At 55.4% G+C, this 16,722-nt stretch carries 13 protein-coding genes; 3 read left to right on the plus strand and 10 right to left on the minus strand.

All coding sequences use genetic code 11. The features are described 5' to 3' along the window. The first annotated feature begins 224 nt into the window (after positions 1-224). Positions 225-1,949: a protein-disulfide reductase DsbD gene (gene dsbD / locus HBR94_RS04115; RefSeq protein ID WP_170044213.1), complete on the plus strand. Its 1,725-nt coding sequence runs from the start codon at positions 225-227 to the stop codon at positions 1,947-1,949. Beyond that, a complete protein-coding gene (locus tag HBR94_RS04120; RefSeq protein ID WP_170044214.1) occupies positions 1,949-2,755 on the plus strand; it encodes a TlpA disulfide reductase family protein in 807 nt (268 codons plus the stop codon). The genes dsbD and HBR94_RS04120 overlap by 1 nt, the downstream gene beginning before the upstream one ends. 320 nt (positions 2,756-3,075) lie before the next feature. Here HBR94_RS04120 and HBR94_RS04125 read toward each other — a convergent pair whose 3' ends face one another. From HBR94_RS04125 to HBR94_RS04160, 8 genes are all read right to left on the minus strand, one after another. Continuing rightward, on the minus strand, positions 3,076-3,849 hold the full coding sequence (locus HBR94_RS04125) for an OmpA family protein (protein WP_170044215.1): 774 nt from the start codon (positions 3,847-3,849) through the stop codon (positions 3,076-3,078). A gap of 11 nt (positions 3,850-3,860) precedes the next feature. After that, positions 3,861-4,277, minus strand: a complete 417-nt coding sequence (locus tag HBR94_RS04130) for a DUF4398 domain-containing protein (protein ID WP_170044216.1) — start codon at positions 4,275-4,277, stop codon at positions 3,861-3,863. Positions 4,278-4,435: 158 nt separating this feature from the next. After that, complete coding sequence (locus HBR94_RS04135; RefSeq protein WP_170044217.1) at positions 4,436-4,870, minus strand: hypothetical protein; 435 nt, start codon at positions 4,868-4,870, stop codon at positions 4,436-4,438. Positions 4,871-5,005: 135 nt separating this feature from the next. Next, positions 5,006-6,220 carry a PrpF domain-containing protein gene (locus tag HBR94_RS04140; protein WP_170044218.1) on the minus strand — a complete coding sequence of 405 codons (1,215 nt, stop codon included), beginning with the start codon at positions 6,218-6,220 and terminating at the stop codon, positions 5,006-5,008. Between the two features lie 80 nt (positions 6,221-6,300). Then, complete coding sequence (locus HBR94_RS04145) at positions 6,301-9,393, minus strand: efflux RND transporter permease subunit (RefSeq protein WP_170044219.1); 3,093 nt, start codon at positions 9,391-9,393, stop codon at positions 6,301-6,303. A gap of 16 nt (positions 9,394-9,409) precedes the next feature. After that, a complete protein-coding gene (locus tag HBR94_RS04150; protein ID WP_170044220.1) occupies positions 9,410-10,567 on the minus strand; it encodes an efflux RND transporter periplasmic adaptor subunit in 1,158 nt (385 codons plus the stop codon). A gap of 95 nt (positions 10,568-10,662) precedes the next feature. Next, a complete protein-coding gene (locus HBR94_RS04155; protein ID WP_170044221.1) occupies positions 10,663-10,821 on the minus strand; it encodes a hypothetical protein in 159 nt (52 codons plus the stop codon). Between the two features lie 324 nt (positions 10,822-11,145). Further along, a complete protein-coding gene (locus HBR94_RS04160) occupies positions 11,146-12,414 on the minus strand; it encodes an outer membrane protein transport protein (protein WP_170044222.1) in 1,269 nt (422 codons plus the stop codon). Between the two features lie 673 nt (positions 12,415-13,087). Here HBR94_RS04160 and gltS point away from each other — a divergent pair. Further along, positions 13,088-14,287 (plus strand): sodium/glutamate symporter, encoded by a 1,200-nt coding sequence (gene gltS / locus HBR94_RS04165; RefSeq protein WP_170044223.1) that lies wholly within the window; start codon positions 13,088-13,090, stop codon positions 14,285-14,287. A gap of 824 nt (positions 14,288-15,111) precedes the next feature. On the opposite strand, the gene HBR94_RS04170 is transcribed toward gltS, so the two are convergent. Together HBR94_RS04170 and tssE are read right to left on the minus strand one after the other, a co-directional pair. Continuing rightward, positions 15,112-16,257 (minus strand): OmpA family protein, encoded by a 1,146-nt coding sequence (locus HBR94_RS04170; protein WP_170044224.1) that lies wholly within the window; start codon positions 16,255-16,257, stop codon positions 15,112-15,114. 23 nt (positions 16,258-16,280) lie between these two features. Further along, positions 16,281-16,721 (minus strand): type VI secretion system baseplate subunit TssE, encoded by a 441-nt coding sequence (gene tssE / locus HBR94_RS04175; protein WP_170044225.1) that lies wholly within the window; start codon positions 16,719-16,721, stop codon positions 16,281-16,283. Position 16,722 lies beyond the last annotated feature (1 nt).

The raw sequence follows: 16,722 nt of genomic DNA on the forward strand, positions 1-16,722 counted from the left end.
GAGTCACTGGACGGTCTCTTACTGAACCCTGTTAAAGAGTTCGGGGAGGCCTGGTCCCCATACAGACCCAGCAGTCACAACCAGCATCACCAGTCAAAACTTACAACGCAGTAATTTTTTCAACTTAATTTCGAAAGCGCGGATAAATACAAGTCCCCTATCAATAATGACTAACAAACTGACAGGTGATAATCTCCGGCGGCTTCCGACCCAAGGATATTATGATGCGGCGCCTGTTAGCCCTAATAGCAATCGTGTTTTCTGGACTGACTCATGCGGGATTGAGTCCATTCGATGTCGAGCCACAATTTCTCTCTGCTGAAAAAGCATTCAGCTTTAGCTCCGAACGCCTGCCCACAGGAGAAACCCAACTCTATTGGCAAATAGCGGATGGGTATTACCTCTATCAGCAACGACTAACATTTGACGGTCTGCCGGTCGAGCACGTGCCCGCCTTCCCTGAGGGCGAAACCCACAGCGATGAATTTTTCGGCACTCAGCAGGTTTATCGACAGGGGCTGGAACTCAAAATACCCGCAAACGCCACCGGCAAGTTCACGCTTGGCTGGCAAGGATGCGCGGATGCGGGGCTATGCTACCCACCGCAATCTTTGACCCTAGACCTGGGCGGCGCCCCAGCTGTCAGCGTTGAACAGGAAGCTGCAGACCAGGCACTCGCCAGCGGGTTGCAGCAGCGCTCACTGGGTTGGAGCTTGCTGATTTTCTTTGGCCTGGGCCTGCTCTTGGCGTTTGCCCCGTGCTCGCTGCCGATGCTGCCGATTCTCGCCGGCCTGGTCGTCGGGAGTGGCGCAAGTGCGCGTCGCGGCTTTGCACTGGCGGGCAGCTACGTAATCTGTATGGCGCTGGTCTATGCCGCTATGGGCGTGCTCGCCGCGATGCTGGGTGCAAATCTGCAAGCAATGTTGCAACAACCTTGGGTTCTGGGCAGCTTTGCGGCGGTGTTTATTGTGCTATCGCTGCCCATGTTCGGTTTTTTTGAGCTGCAACTGCCGACCTTTGTCCGCGACCGTTTGGAAAACGTCAGCCGTCAGCGCAATGGAGGAAGCCTGGTCGGTGCCGGTGTACTCGGCGCGCTTTCGGGATTACTGGTCGGACCCTGCATGACAGCGCCGTTAGCAGGTGCGCTGCTGTACATCGCACAAAGCGGAAACGCGCTGCATGGTGGTCTTGTGTTGTTCGCCATGGGCCTGGGTATCGGCCTACCGTTGCTGTTACTGGTGACCGTTGGCAATCGTTTCCTACCCAAACCAGGCGCATGGATGAACCTGCTCAAGGGCGCGTTCGGTTTCCTGTTTCTGGCCACGGCCGTGTATATGCTGCGTCCGGTGCTGGATGAGTCACTCTGGATCGGAATCTGGGGCCTTCTCTTGCTGGCACTGGCCTACACACTGTGGCATCAACGTCAGCCCCATCATGTCGTAGGGATCGCCTCGTTGATGCTCGGTCTGTGGGGCAGCCTGCTGGTCGTCGGTGCAGCGGCTGGAGCTGACGATGTGTGGCGCCCCTTGAAGGGCTTTACAGCGTCGTCAGCGACAGTAGCTCCGCAAGCCGCCGGTTCCGAAGCGTTCCTGAAGTTAAAGTCGCCCCTTCAACTGCAAGCCGAGCTGGACTCGGCGAAGGCTGCTGGCCAATGGGTGTTGTTGGATTTCTATGCCGACTGGTGCGTGTCTTGTCGGGTGATGGAGAAGGAGGTGTTTGGTTCGAGTGAAGTCATGGCGGCATTGAAGAACGTGCGCCTGTTGAAACTTGATGTGACTGCCAATAACGCAGACAGCGGTACACTGCTGAACCGTTACAAAGTACCAGGACCGCCAAGCTTCCTGTGGATCGGCCCCGATGGAGAAGAACGCCGCAGCCAACGCATAACCGGGCAAGTGGATGCCGAACAATTTCTAAAGCGCTGGAACCAGACGAAAGAGAGCAATTGATGCTGACGTTGAACATCGGAAGTTTTGTTATCTCCTTGAGCCACCTGCTGCTCTTCGTGGCCCTGCTCGCCGCTACCCTTATAGGGCGTCGAGTCGCCACGCAAGATAAGCAGCGCCTGGACTCGTTGTTGTTCTGGCTGTTTATGCTGGGCCTGCTGGTGGCCCGATTAAGCTTTGTGCTGATGTATCACGAGCAGTATGGGAACGATCCATGGCGCATCATCGACATACGCGACGGTGGCTTTCACGCGCCGTCAGGGGCCATAGCCATGGTTCTCCTGGCATTGGTCTGGGGCTGGAAAAATGCTCACTTGCGTCGTCCTCTGGCCGCATCAGTGATCAGCGGTATGCTTGTATGGGGGCTGGGCACACTGTCGTTGAACGTCTACGAGCAGGGTACTCGATTGCCGGAAATCCCGGTGCGCACCCTCGACGGCCAAACCGTTGACCTCACCCAGTTCCAGGGGCGTCCATTGGTAATCAACCTATGGGCGACCTGGTGCCCACCTTGTCGTCGTGAAATGCCGGTGCTGCAGAAGGCACAGGCGCAGAATCCACATGTAACGTTTTTGTTCGTGAACCAAGGCGAAGGAGCGGAGATCGTTAACCAGTTTCTGTCCGGTCAAAACCTACACCTGGACAACATCCTGTTCGACGGCGGCGGACGTCTCGGCCAGGTCGTGGGTTCGATGGCGCTGCCGACCACATTGTTCTACAGCGCAGACGGGCGACTGGTCAGAAGCCATCTGGGTGAATTATCAGACGCAAGCCTGGCACATGTGCTGGAACAATTTGACAAGCCCTGATAGGCCCTGGCCCCATTCGGGATCGAATCTACAGCTTGTCGATACAGAACACTGGCAGATCAAATGTTGAGTCAGCTGTACATCGGGGCCGTACAGTAGCCTTCCAACTGATTAAGCGCACACTCGATTTTCAGTCGTTAGAGATGCTGCTCATCGATAATAAGGAATCCCAGTTCTTTATTTGGCATGTTTATTTTCGTGCTTGAATTGAGCCCACGTCCTCATATGTATCTGCAAAGCTGCCCTCATCTGGGATATCGGCAGTGCTTCAGGACCAACCACGCCACCCCAATAGGTGGCGGGTGTTCTGATGGAGGACCTCAGCGACGGTTATCCACCCGCGAGGAATCATTGGAGACAATCACCTCAACCCGTCGATTGAGCTGCCGACCGTTGGCACTGCCATTGTCGGCAATCGGGTAGTCCTTGCCATACCCCTGAGTGAAGATCCGCCCTGGATCGACACCCAATTGCGCAAGCGCCTCAGCAACGGAAGCGGCCCGACGTTCGGACAGACGCTGATTGAACGCATCATTGCCTACCGTGTCGGTAAAACCTTCCACTCGTACTTTACGCTCAGGATTGGCATTCAAAAAACTGGCCAGTTGCTCGAAATTGCGCCGGCTGCCGTATTTCAAGTCAGCCTTACCTGTGTCAAACAAGACGTCGTTAAACGTAATCATCTGCCCTCTGTCGGTCTGTTTCGCATTCATGGCTTGCAACGCCTTGAGCTGCTGGGTGCGCACGTCCAACTGCACTTGAACGGTGTCAGCCATGATGTGTTGCAGATCCGCCTGGGCCTTCCGACCGAGGATGGTTTGTTCGGCCAGGGCGATTTTTTGGTTGGCCAAGTACGCCAGTTGACCGACGGCCGGATCGAGGCGATCCTCGTTAGAGGCCAGGTCCGCCTTGTTCAACGCATTGAAGGCGTCCTTGGTTTCCAACGGCGCCAAGGTGTTGGACTGCGGGTTATTCTGCAGCGCGCTGAAGCGCTCGTGGGCCTGCTGCAACTGGCTGTTGAGCGCAGGCGCAGCGCAACCGGCGACCAACAGCGCAAGAAGGGATACAGCCGGCAGCTTGATTGAGTAATGCATAGCGACTTCCTTTATTCAGCGGCATCCGCGGCTGGCATAAACCCAGTGACAGGAGCCTGAAGCATTTCTTGTTTGAGAACCTGAATGCCAGCTTGAGACTGCTGCAATTGGTGCTGCCACTTCGCAGTCTGAGCCTTTCGCTCGGCGAGATTGGCATCGACTTCAATTTGCTCGGCCAAGGTGCGAGCCTGAATGTAATCTCGCTCGCCCATGGCTCGCTCCATCAGAAACATCTTGTCCTGTGCAGCGTTCATTTCTACTGGTGCGTATTGTGTGGCATCGGCCGAGATCGCCCGCGCGACGGCGTTTTGCGAGAGTGCAATCTGATCATTCGGTTCGGGCACGCTGGCACAGGCAGCCAGGGCCCCGGTCATTGCAACCAATAATGCGACCTTACGGGTACGGACAAACACAAGCTCATTAGTCATAGAACGCTCCAGAGCATTTCAACGGATAGAGTCCAGGCGTAACAACCCGAATGACTCAAGGGACTGGCGCGTACGCGCCCTTTTAGTGATAGCGGATGACCTCCACCTTCCTTGCCCTGAACATCAGAGCGAACACAGCAATAGGGAATCTATAGGGATCAACAGGAATCTGCGGTGAGCACATCGAAAGCGGGATCGATTAAAGAAAGAAAGTCCACCAATTGCCGACGATCGATCTTATGAATCAAACGGACTTGCTGGCTGGCACGCTCGTTGAACGTCCGCGAAAAGCGTCGCTGGAGGTTGGCGTCATAGATCAGTGCATGACGCAAGCGCGCATTCTCCAGACAAAAATCCAGTGCCTTCACGCCCACCGCAGACATCAATTGAGCATTGATGACGACCAGATCGAAACGCTCGAATGGGTTAGGGCTGTAGTGAGTGAGCGTTAACAAATCGCTGAAACAACTCACGGGAGCGACCCGGTAGTAACCGAGGCCATTTAGGTCTTTTTCAATCTGTGCGCGTCGGGAGCATTCCTGATCGGCGACCAGGACTCGTAGAAATTTGCCTGACGGGGATTGAGGAGTCATCGTGAACACTCAGATGGGGCGTGTTCAGCAAATTATCCGAAGCGCTTCGCCTGCTATACAGGACATGTCTCAAAGACCATAAGCCGAGCGGCCAGCCCCACCTCCGCTCAGCCCCCCACTGCACCGCGTGTTTGGTCAGTTTCTCAACGCACAAACCAGCGCGGCGGACGCCCTGTAAAGCGGAACATACCCACGCATCAAGATTTGTGTACTGCGTCGATAGGCAACGCTTTGAATCGCGACCGTGCCGCCGCTGTACTGAGCAACCACTGTCGCATCCAATCTACCCGCAGGGTTCTCAATACCGACCTCGATATCCAAAAATGCCTCTGTCGGCTGACTAATTCCCTGGGCCAATCGGTGGGCAACCGTGCCAGGAATGAGACAGGCAGCAGCCAGGCAGCAGCCCCCCGAAACGGCCATCGAAGCATGGCCTGCCTGTGGGGTGAAATAGCGCGCAGCAATACTTCCCCCCTGACGTGCCGCGCCGACGATGCAGACCTTTGGAATGGTTTCGCTTTTTTCAAGATCAGCACGACTCATGAGTTCGCCATCGCGGCGACGCAGCCCCATCTTCAGCCCCGCCTCAATCCATACCTGCCTCAAGGCGGCCATAAACGCAGCATCGGCCTCGAGCTCTGCAATGGGTTCATGAGCGGTTTTACCAAAGCTCTTGGCATCTGCGATCACCATGGGGACAGCCACATCGACACACGACACATCATGCCCGCCGATGGTGTCGACGACTGCGCCGGTTGGTAACAGCGCACCCGTCTTGCTACCCACCGGCGACTGAAGAAACAAATCAACTCGTGGATAAGCGCCATTGACGCCAGGAATCTCGGCGCTCGCCAGCCGGCCATAGGCATCCCGTAGCATGCGCGTGATCGTAATGACCTGGGTGTTGGTATTTCTGATCGTGATCTCTATCTCACCCGTCACTGGCGCCTGGAACAACCCCGTATCGATGGCCCAGAGAGGCAACGCACAGGACATATTTCCGCAATTCACGCTCCAGTCTATTTCACCATGACCACTGGCCAATTGCGCCAGCGTGCTCACCAGTTGGCGCCCGTTCGGGGTTTGTTCAACGCTGGCCAGGAATACCTTGTTGCTTGTGGCCACGCCGCGACCGAGTCCGGTGATTTGCCGATTACCGGGCTGATGGCCCGACAGAGGCGCCCCCATCAAATGCAACAGGAGTTCAGTGCGCAGCGACTCGTCCTGAGGCACCCAATGGTCCGCGATCACCACACCGGTAGAGGTGCCCCCCCTCATGTAATGCACCGGTACTTCCATAATGCCTAAGTGATTTTGAATTGGTACTTGGCGATGCTCGCTATCAGACATTGGCGACCCCTCAACTCATCGACTTATTAGAGATACAGCTCATTCACGCCAGCCATTGCTCAGTAATGGCCGGCAGGTTTTCACTTATGACGAAAGCGAACCAGCTTCATCACGAGCACAAAGAATACCGGAACAAACACAACAGCCAGTGTGGCGCTGATCATTCCTCCGATGACCCCAGTCCCGATCGCCTGTTGACTAGAGGAACTGGCGCCCGTGGCCATCGCCAGAGGCACCACGCCGAGAATGAACGCCAAAGAGGTCATGACAATCGGCCGCAAACGCAAGCGCGCCGCTTGCACGGTGGCGGTAATCAGGTCGTGACCCTCTTCATGCAGTCGCTTGGCAAACTCGATGATCAAAATTGCATTTTTCGCCGACAGACCAATGATGGTCACCAGGCCGACCTTGAAAAACACATCGTTGGGCATGTCGCGCAGAGTAACAGCCAATACTGCGCCGAGTACCCCAAGCGGTACGACGAGCAAGACGGACGTCGGTATCGACCAGCTTTCATAAAGCGCAGCCAGACACAGGAACACAATCAACAGCGACAATCCTAGCAACAGCGGCGCCTGGCTACCGGACAAGCGCTCTTGCAGCGACAGCCCCGTCCACTCCTGCCCAAGTCCCGCGGGGCCTTGGGCCACCAAGCGTTCGATTTCGGCCATGGCTTCCCCAGAACTGTAACCTGCCGCGGGCTCACCGGAAATGCTGACAGCCGGGTAGCCGTTGTATCGCGTCAGTTGGGTCGGCCCCAGCGTCCATTTGGCGGTGACGAATGCAGCCAGCGGTACCATGTTCCCGCTGGCATTGCGTACATGCATTTTCAGCAGGTCATCAACCTGACTGCGCTGATCGCCTTCAGCTTGAACCACCACGCGCTGCATACGGCCCTGGTTAGGGAAATCGTTGATGTAGGCCGAACCCACCGCAGTGGACAACACGCTGCTGATGTCGGTAAAGGAAACGCCCATGGCTTTGGCTTGCGCGCGATCAATCACCAGCTTCACCTGCGGCGCTTCGGCCAAGGCACTTTCACGAACGTTGATCAGCACCGGGCTTTTCTCTGCGGCAGTAAGCAACGCCGTTCGCGCCTGCATCAGCGTGGCATGCCCTAGCCCGCCGCGATCCTGCAAACGAAACTCGAAACCACTGGAATCCCCAAGTCCATCGACCGGCGCCGGCAGCACGGAATAGGCCACGGCGTCCTTGATTTGACCAAAGGCCTGACTGGCCCGATCAGCGATGGAGGCTGCCGAGTCATCGGAACCGCGTTCGGACCAGTCTTTGAGCGTGCTGAACGCAAGCGCTGCATTCTGACCACTGCCGGAAAAGCTGAACCCCAAAATGATCGTGCTGTTCGCAATGGCAGGCTCCGTCGCGTTGTGTGCTTCGATCTGCTCGACCACTTGCACCGTGCGCTGCCGGCTCGCTCCCGGCGGCAGTTGGATATCGGTGATGGTGTAGCCCTGGTCTTCGACAGGGAGGAACGAGGTGGGCAGCCGATTGAAGCACACCACCAGGCCGACGAGCAGCACGCCATAGATCAGCATATAGCGGCCGCTGCGCTTGAGCGCGTGCACGACCCAACCTTCGTAGCGGACAGTCAGTTGCTCGAAGCGCTTATTGAACCCGCCTAAGAACCCCGTCCTAACGTGCTGCTCACCTTTGGCCACGGGTTTGAGCAGCGTGGCACACAACGCCGGTGTCAGGGTCAGCGCAAGAAATGCCGAGAATAGAATCGAGGTGGCCATCGACAACGAGAACTGCTGGTAGATCACGCCAACCGTGCCGGGCATGAATGCCATCGGGATAAACACCGCTACCAGTACAAGGGTAATACCGACAATCGCACCAGTGATCTGATGCATCGCCTTGCGTGTCGCCTCGATGGGCGACAGCCCTTCATTCACCATGATCCGCTCGACATTTTCGACCACGACAATGGCATCGTCCACCAAGATCCCAATCGCCAGTACCATGCCGAACATAGTCAGCACATTGATCGAGAACCCCAACGCCAACAACGTGGCCAAGGTGCCCATCAGCGCCACCGGCACCACCAACGTTGGAATCAGGGTATAGCGGATATTCTGCAGAAACAGATACATTACCGCGAACACCAGCACCATCGCTTCAAGCAAGGTGTAAAAAACCTTGGTGATCGAGACTTTGACGAAGGGTGAGGTATCGAATGGCAACTGGTATTCCACACCGGCCGGGAAATAGCGCGACAGCTCATCCATCTTTGCCTTGATAAGCCCGGCCGTTTCCAGCGCGTTCCCACCTGGGGCCAACTGCACGCTAATTGCAGTAGAGGGCTTGCCATTTAGACGGGTGGAAAACTGGTACTCCTGGCTGCCGATCTCAACGCGGGCGACATCCCCAATGCGCACTTCAGAGCCATCCGGGTTCGCACGCAACACGATATCGGCGAACGCTTCGGGAGTCGTCAACTGGCCGTCAACCAACACGCTTGCGGTGATCTCCTGGGTGCTCGCGTTCGGCAAATCACCGATGCTACCGGCCGCGACTTGGGCGTTCTGTTCGGCAATTGCGGCACTGATATCAGCGGGGGTCAGGTTAAAACCCACCAGTTTCTGCGGATCAATCCAGATCCGCATGGCCCGTTCGGCGCCATAGAGTGAGGCCTTTCCGACCCCCTCCAGTCGCTTGATTTCGTTCATGACATTGCGCGCGAGATAATCGCTGAGCGTCACGTTATCCAGCGAACCGTCTATCGACGTTAAGGTGATAAGCAGTAGAAAACTGGTCGAGACCTTTTCCACCTGTAATCCCTGCTGGATGACTGCTTGGGGCAAGCGCGACTCGACGGCCTTGAGTCGATTTTGCACATCGACCTGCGCCAGATCAGGGTCGGTTCCCGGTTTGAAGGTCGCGGTGATCGTGGCGCTGCCAAGGCTGCTTTTCGATTCGAAATACAGTAGGTGATGGGCGCCGTTGAGCCCCTCTTCGATCAGACTGACCACGCTGTCGTCGACGGTTTTGGCAGAAGCACCCGGGTACGAAGCCTGGATCTCGACTTTGGGCGGCGCCACGTTCGGGTACTGTGCGACTGGGAGTTGCGGAATGGCCAGGGCACCCGCCAAGAGGATGAACAGCGCGACCACCCAGGCGAATACGGGGCGTTCGATAAAGAACTGCGGCATAAAGGGGATATCCGTCCTACTGCTCAATTACCTGGGCATGGGGTGAGGGAGTATCGTCGACCAGCACTTTTTCGCCGGGACGGGCATGCTGCAGGCCTTCAATGATGATGCGGTCGCCCGGCTGTAATCCGCCAGTGACTACCCAGCGGTTGTTCACGACCTTGCCCAACTGCACAGGCCGCTGCACCACACGGTCATTGACATCAAGCAGCAGCACCTGTGCTATACCGGCGCTGTCGCGCTGAACGGCACGTTGCACAACACTTATCCCTTGCTGATTGACTGCTTGTTCCAGCCGTACACGAACAAAGCTACCGGGAAGCAGGTCCAGATCCGGGTTGGGAAACTCGCTACGCACAGTGATCTGGCCGGTGCCTGGATCAACACTGATGTCGGAAAACAGCAGCTTGCCCGATAGAGGGTAAAGGCTGCCGTCATCCTGAATAAGTGTTGCCTTGACCTGTTCATGCCCCACCTGCTGCATTTGGCCGGTACGGAACGCCTTACGCAACTCGCTGAGTTCCCGCGTTGATTGTGTGAGGTCGGCATGGATGGGGTTGAGTTGCTGGATAAGCGCTAGTGGCGTGCTCTCGTTCTGCCCGACCAGCGCCCCTTCGGTGACCAGTGCACGACCAACTCGACCGGAAATCGGCGCCGTGACGGTGGCGTAACCCAGATTCAGTGTTGCCTGGGCCACGGCGGCCTCACTGGCCGCTACCTCAGCGCTGGTCTGTTCAGCAGCACTGATGGCATTGTCATGCTCTTGCCGACTGATGGCATTGGCGTCGATCAACTGGGCGTAACGTCGAGCGTGCAAACGGGCCTGCATGGCATTAGCTTGCGCTTTGCGCAGCTTGGCTTGGGCGCTGTCCAATTCGGCCTGCAAGGGCGCGGGATCAATCCGAAAAAGAACCTCGCCCTTTTTTACGTCACTGCCTTCGCGAAATGTCCGCTCCAGCACCACACCCGCTACGCGAGCACGTACTTGCGCACTGCGCGGGGCAGTGATGCGTCCGGTGAGTTCGCTGTGAATCGACAGCGTTTGCGTTTGAACGGTTTCAATGCGGACGGTGGCTAGCGGTGTCGTTTCCTGCTGAGAGGGTGGCTTACCGCATGCCGCCAGCATGACCGATAAAGCAAACAGAGTTATCCCAGCGAACAATTTTTTTTGCACGTAATGACCTCGGCAGCGCCCTACGCATTAACTTCGTGCGCAATGAGATTCTGCAATTATTGACCTTGATAAATTTGCCTGACAAGGCCGATTACTTAACTTTCTTCTTCATTTTCCTGGGTATTTTGTTCAACGAAAGACTGCGCTTCTTCAGCTTTTTTGGCTGATTCAACAGCTTTGGCCTCTAGCATATTTTTATAGTATGAATTGACACGTTCCCCACCCCCTTCTGCTTGAGAAACGAGGGGCAGCATACACAGGATAGCCAGTGAGACAACTCTAACAGGAGACATACAAAACCTTAATCTTCAAGTACGCAGCAAAATGACTGCCAATAAACTCTCACACCGTTTCATTAAGTGAGAGTTAAAACTTCTCAACTATCAATCCGAGCCACTGCAGGCAAGCTTTCCAGATAAAAAAGGCGTAACTAAAGCACCCCCAAGCAACTGACAAATCCTAAAACAGCCTCGTATATAAAGGATTTGCCAGCCATATCGGGACACATCTTGCCAAACGACTGCGGTTTCACGGACGCAAAGCAAGCTCGCCCTTACTACTTGTACCAGGCATCAGCGTCAGAATCGATAAGTCGCCCCGACACCCAATGCATGCGCCCAGTTTTCGTATTGAGCGCTGTAATGCTGACCGTGTCTGCTGTTATTTACGCTGACGGCTTCTTCCTGTAAGTAGGCATAAGCCACATCAATCGTCAGATCATCAGTGAGGGTCCAACCGGCACCAAAACTGAAGATAGTGCGGTCGCCGCTGGGTATTCTTGGGGAGCGGTCAATATTGTTTACTGGCGATTGGTCCAAGGACAAACCGGCGCGCAATACCCATTGCTTATTAAGCTGATACGAGGCGCCGACGGCGTAAGCCCAAGTGTCGTGCCAGTTCTGCTCTTCGGTGATTTGGCCAAACTGGCCAGCCAGCGCACCCGGCACACCTGAGTTCTCGACGGTAATGTCCTTGAGTCGACTCCAGCGCGTCCAGGTTGTGCCTGCATACAACGTCCATTGATCGTTGATGTTGTGGGTGACCGAAAGGTCGACGGATTCCGGGGTCGTCAGGTCGAGAGAGGCATCAAATTTCTGTTTTTTGCCCAGGCCAGGTACAGCAAACAGAGCGTAATCGACCTGAGTATCACCCTTGAGCGTGTAATCCACTTTTGAATGGTAAGTCAGACCAATACGCGTGCTATCTGTCAACTGTGCCAATACACCGATGTTAAAGCCAAGCGCGATATCGTCCCCTTTGATACGAACGCTACCGTCCGGCATCGCAGGCGTCAGCGACAGATCCGACTCCAGCGTGCCTACAATGCGGTTAATGGTCGGGCCGAAACCAACTGACACGCGTTCATTGATCGCATAGGACACAGTGGGCTGGAAGGTGACCACTTCAACCTCGCTCGTGGTCCCAAAGTAGCGCCCGGCAAAACTGTTCTCGTAGTCGGTAGCCATGCCAAAAGGCGCGTAAACCCCTACACCGACCGTCCATTGCTCATTGAGCGGTTTTACGTAGTAACCCATGGGAATGCCAATAAAGGGCACCATATCGCCGTCATTGGTACCGCCATTAGGAAAAGTATTGGCATCACTAATATCGGTACGAGCATTGATTACAGTGACACCGCCGGTGATCTGTTCGTGTTTGAGGCGCGACATACCCGCAGGGTTGCCATAAACCGTGCTGCCATCCTCAGCGGCCGAAGAGCGCCCTGCGAAGCCGGTGCCCATTCCGCTGATACTTTGCTCGTTGATGGCAAAGCCCGACGCAAAAATAGAAGTTGATGCCAGCGTAACAGCGAGTCCTATCGCTGTTTTAAACATAATGCCACTCATTCGCCAACCCCTTAACAGTAAAAAATAGTCATTAAAAAGCTATATACCCTGGACTCTGAAGTAGGCATTCGCGTTCAGCTGCCACTTGCTTTAAAGGCTTCAAACAAATTAACAGTACGAAATTCTATACTTACATTAGCAAAGCCAAAAAAAGCAACGCATGCTCATGAAGCGATATCGACCTACACTTCCTTCAAACCCGACCAGATTTTTCGATTCATTCATTAACTAAACACACTAACAAAAATTGAGCCACCAGAGCCATGAGACTTGTCTCAAAAATCCAAGCAACCACCTCCCCTCAAGTCTCCCTTGTTCGACAGCGTTAATCCTCTCTTAATCATTTCACGATCTTATTTGAGCATCTTTACAACGACACCCTCCCATGCACATTTCACTAAGCACTGTATACACTGCCAATTACACTACTCACTCCGTATTTTTTGCTCAACTAACGCGACACCCCCTAACGAATTGAGCGTTACATGACGCCATCCGGATCGTAAAAAACCAAAACATTTCATCGCATGTCTTCGATGAGCATAAAATTTGGCCAGCCAATGTCGGTCGCCAGTCTCCCAACATCAATTGGGAAAGATAAAACTTGCCCGCATCCAGTGGTGTGACACAGGAAACGTCCGCCCCCCCTGACTAACTACTGAGGAATTTCCCATTGGTTCAACTTGATTTCTATGGAACCCTGGTGGCCGCATCTATGGTGCTGTTACTGGGACGAGGCCTTGTAGCTCGTGTTGGATTTTTACGCACCTACAACATTCCAGAGCCCGTCGCAGGGGGCTTACTCGCAGCCCTGTTACTTTTGGCATTGCGCGGCTTCGCGAACATTGAGATACGATTTGATACGTCGCTCCAAGCACCTTTGATGTTGGCATTTTTTGCCACCATCGGTCTGAGTGCAGACTTTGCCAGCCTGAAAAAGGGCGGACGGGCGCTGGGCATCTTTCTGCTAGTGGTGACCGCGCTCCTGATTGTCCAAAATGCGATGGGAATAGGCCTGGCAACGGCTCTAGGATTAGACCCTTTGATGGGATTGCTGGCCGGCTCAATCACCTTGTCAGGAGGTCACGGTACCGGCGCAGCGTGGGGTTCGGTATTCAGCGAGAAGTATGGGCTGGCTTCTGCATCGGAACTTGCGATAGCGTCCGCTACTTTCGGCTTGGTGTTGGGCGGACTGATCGGTGGACCAGTTGCTCGCCTGTTGATCAAGCGCGTGCAAACGCCCGGCGTGGGACAAGGCGAACAGTGCTTGCCAAAAGGGTTCGAGCAGCCCAATCAACAGCGACAGATCACTCCGTTTACCTTCATTGAAACCTTGGCCTTGCTAGCGATCAGCTTGCAGACAGGCACATTCCTGAGCAACTGCATACAGGACACGGCGTTCGAGTTGCCAACGTTTGTCTGCGTCTTGTTCATGGGTGTGGTACTGCGCAATGGCTTATCGGCCTTGGGTTGGCACAAAGTGTTCGAGCATGAAGTCTCGGTGCTCGGCAACGTAAGCTTGTCATTGTTCCTGGCTATTGCACTAATGTCCCTCAAACTGTGGGACTTGGCGTCACTGGCTTTGCCAATATTCATTCTGCTGACGGCACAGACCCTGATGATGGCGCTGTTCGCCATTTTCGTGACCTTTCGCGTCATGGGCAAAAACTACGACGCAGCGGTGCTCGCTGCCGGACACTGTGGTTTTGGTCTCGGTGCAACACCGACCGCCATCGCCAACATGCAAGCTGTGACGCAACGTTACGGCCCTTCGCAGATGGCGTTCCTGGTCGTGCCCATGGTGGGCGCATTCTTTATCGACATCACGAATGCAATCGTCATCAAACTTTACTTGGCGCTGCCGTTTTTGTGACATACCGAGTACAGCCCGCAAAGGGGGCTGATGACTATTGCCGCATGAAAATAAAGGAAAAGCTAGCTTAAAGAACGCCCCGACTATTCGGGGCGTTTGTCTGTAAACGCTGCCTTGGCTAAGCCTAGCCCATCACTCAAACCACTATCGACTGAACGTTGACAGCGTTCAGAGCGACACGTCGCGCCCCTCGATAGAGACGCCCATTGCACGGCTGATCAAGATCAGGGCTCGTTCACTAGCAGGGGCTTTAGCGGTGCACGGGGAAACTCGCAGACAGTTTATAGGGGGGGGTAAGCTAGTGTGAACAATGGCGATGAGAGCCTGGTAATCCTGAACAAAGTGGCCATGTCGATCATCGACAATCAGTGCGGCTTGCACAGAGACTTGGTGTTCCCACACGGGCAGCCAGATCAATTCGGGCCAACAGCATGACTCTGCCTGGAGAACGCCGGGGTGCACGCAGTGTACAAGCGGGAGCGGGAGAAGTTCGATCAGGCGCCGGCACATCCTGGGTTTAGATCGTTCAGGACTAACGACCTGAAACACACCTTACGCAGAAGCTTGATGGCACGTTGCCGAGGCTGACCCGCCCCCTAGCTTAGGGGATTCATTAAATGATAAGCGTAAGCCCATTGGAGTGCTTTGCCCTATCAGTTCATCTATATCTCGGTAAGCTTTGTTTTCATCAGTTTCAAAGTAGCAACGACAATTTTTTTACACATGGTTGTTCCTCCCTGGAGTCGTTTGCAGGCGGATAGATCTCCGGTTCTTCGTTTATCAGTGATGTTTCTATACCCCCAGTGCGATTAATTTCGGCTCCTTCATCGAGCCGTTCCCCCAACCTCCACGCTGGACACCCCGCAAACACCTGCTTGCGGCACCAGGCGGATGTCTACCCGACGATTGATCGCTCGCCCCGAGGCGGTGTCGTTACCGACAATCGGTTGAGTACCGGCAGCACCCTGCACAGCGAAACAGTTATCGGGAATATCGCCCATGCGCTGCATCCAGTCGCGCACCGCCCGAGCACGCGCGTATGACAACTGAAGGTTTTGCTCGGCATCGCCCGTGGTATCGGAGTGCCCAACGATTACGATCAGCCAGCCCGGCTGAGCCTTGATGTTGACCAGCGCGTTGATCAGCACTTTGGCCGAGCTGGGTTTGAGTTCGCTGCTGCCGGCATCGAACAGCGACAAACTGTCCAGACGCACCGGCTCTGGTACTACCGGCGGCGGTTGATTGGCGACTACTTGGTGCCACCACAAGGCCCCACACGCCAAGGCAACGACGGCAATCAGCGCAAGCAGCCATAGCCCAATACGGCGCTTGCGTTTCGACGCATCAGGTAGCACTTCAGGCATTGGGTGCGTTGGCAGGATGACCACCGGCATCACAAAAGCCGGTTCCGGGATTCTGGTTGATACCGGTAACTTGTCACCCGAAGCGCCGTTGCGCTCCAGCCGGTGCATCAATCCGCCGATCTGATGGCGAAACGCCTGTAGCGTGACCAGAGGCACTTGCCCCTGGCGCGCCAACTGCGTGGCCAGCCGCTCCAGCTCACTGTCTAAACGCACCAGCGCGGGCAATGTCCAGGTACCGATATCCAGGCTTCGCAGCAATGGCGATAATTGGGCGAACAACCAGGAGAGGATGTCGAGGCGTACCGACGCCATGGGCGGCCACACGCTGGACCATTCGCTGCACAATGCCTCGATCACTGTCACGCCTTGCGCCATGCCTTCCAGGCCGTGGCGTTGGCTGCGGGCCAGGGTAAACGACGCAGCGGTTTGCAGGTCGGCGCCGTTGTTATGGAACAACGTCAGGCACAACTGCTCGACCTGAGCCCAATCGATATCCGGGCACGCCGGATGGCTCAGCTTGGCCAGCTCATCACGTAGCGCAGTAAATTCGCCGAAGCCACGCGGGTCACCGCCGACTCGGATTCGCATTTCAAATAACGCCGTCATCCAGCTACCTTTCCGTTATAGGTTTACGGCTTGGACAGATAGTTCTGCCGCCTCAGGTGGCGCACTAACACCTTGCCTTCCGGCGCCAGAGTGGCGCCGAAGGTTACCTGCTCGCCTTCTTTGAGTTGCATGTCCAGGGCGTATTCCAGATGTCCGGGTTGAGTCTGCGGCAGCAGTTCAATGTTGATGGTCGCCAACCGCGGCTCGTACTTGAGCAAGGTATTGGCCAGCGTGCTCATCAACCCGTGCGCGGCGGCGGGTAAGCCTTGCAGGATCAAGCCCATGTCCGGGAGCCCGTAGTCCGGTAAATGACTGATCGATCCCGCACGGCTGTTGAGAATACGTTGCACATTGTCAAGCACCGAGAGGATGTGCTGGTCCTCTTCCCGAACGCGATACAGGTCCAACTCGCCGTCAAAATTTTGCAGGAGCATCTCGTACAGCGAAGGGTTCAGCTCGCTCACG

Origin of the sequence: Pseudomonas sp. WS 5412 (assembly GCF_012985615.1) — a bacterium.
GTDB classification, from domain to species: Bacteria; Pseudomonadota; Gammaproteobacteria; order Pseudomonadales; family Pseudomonadaceae; genus Aquipseudomonas; species Aquipseudomonas shahriarae.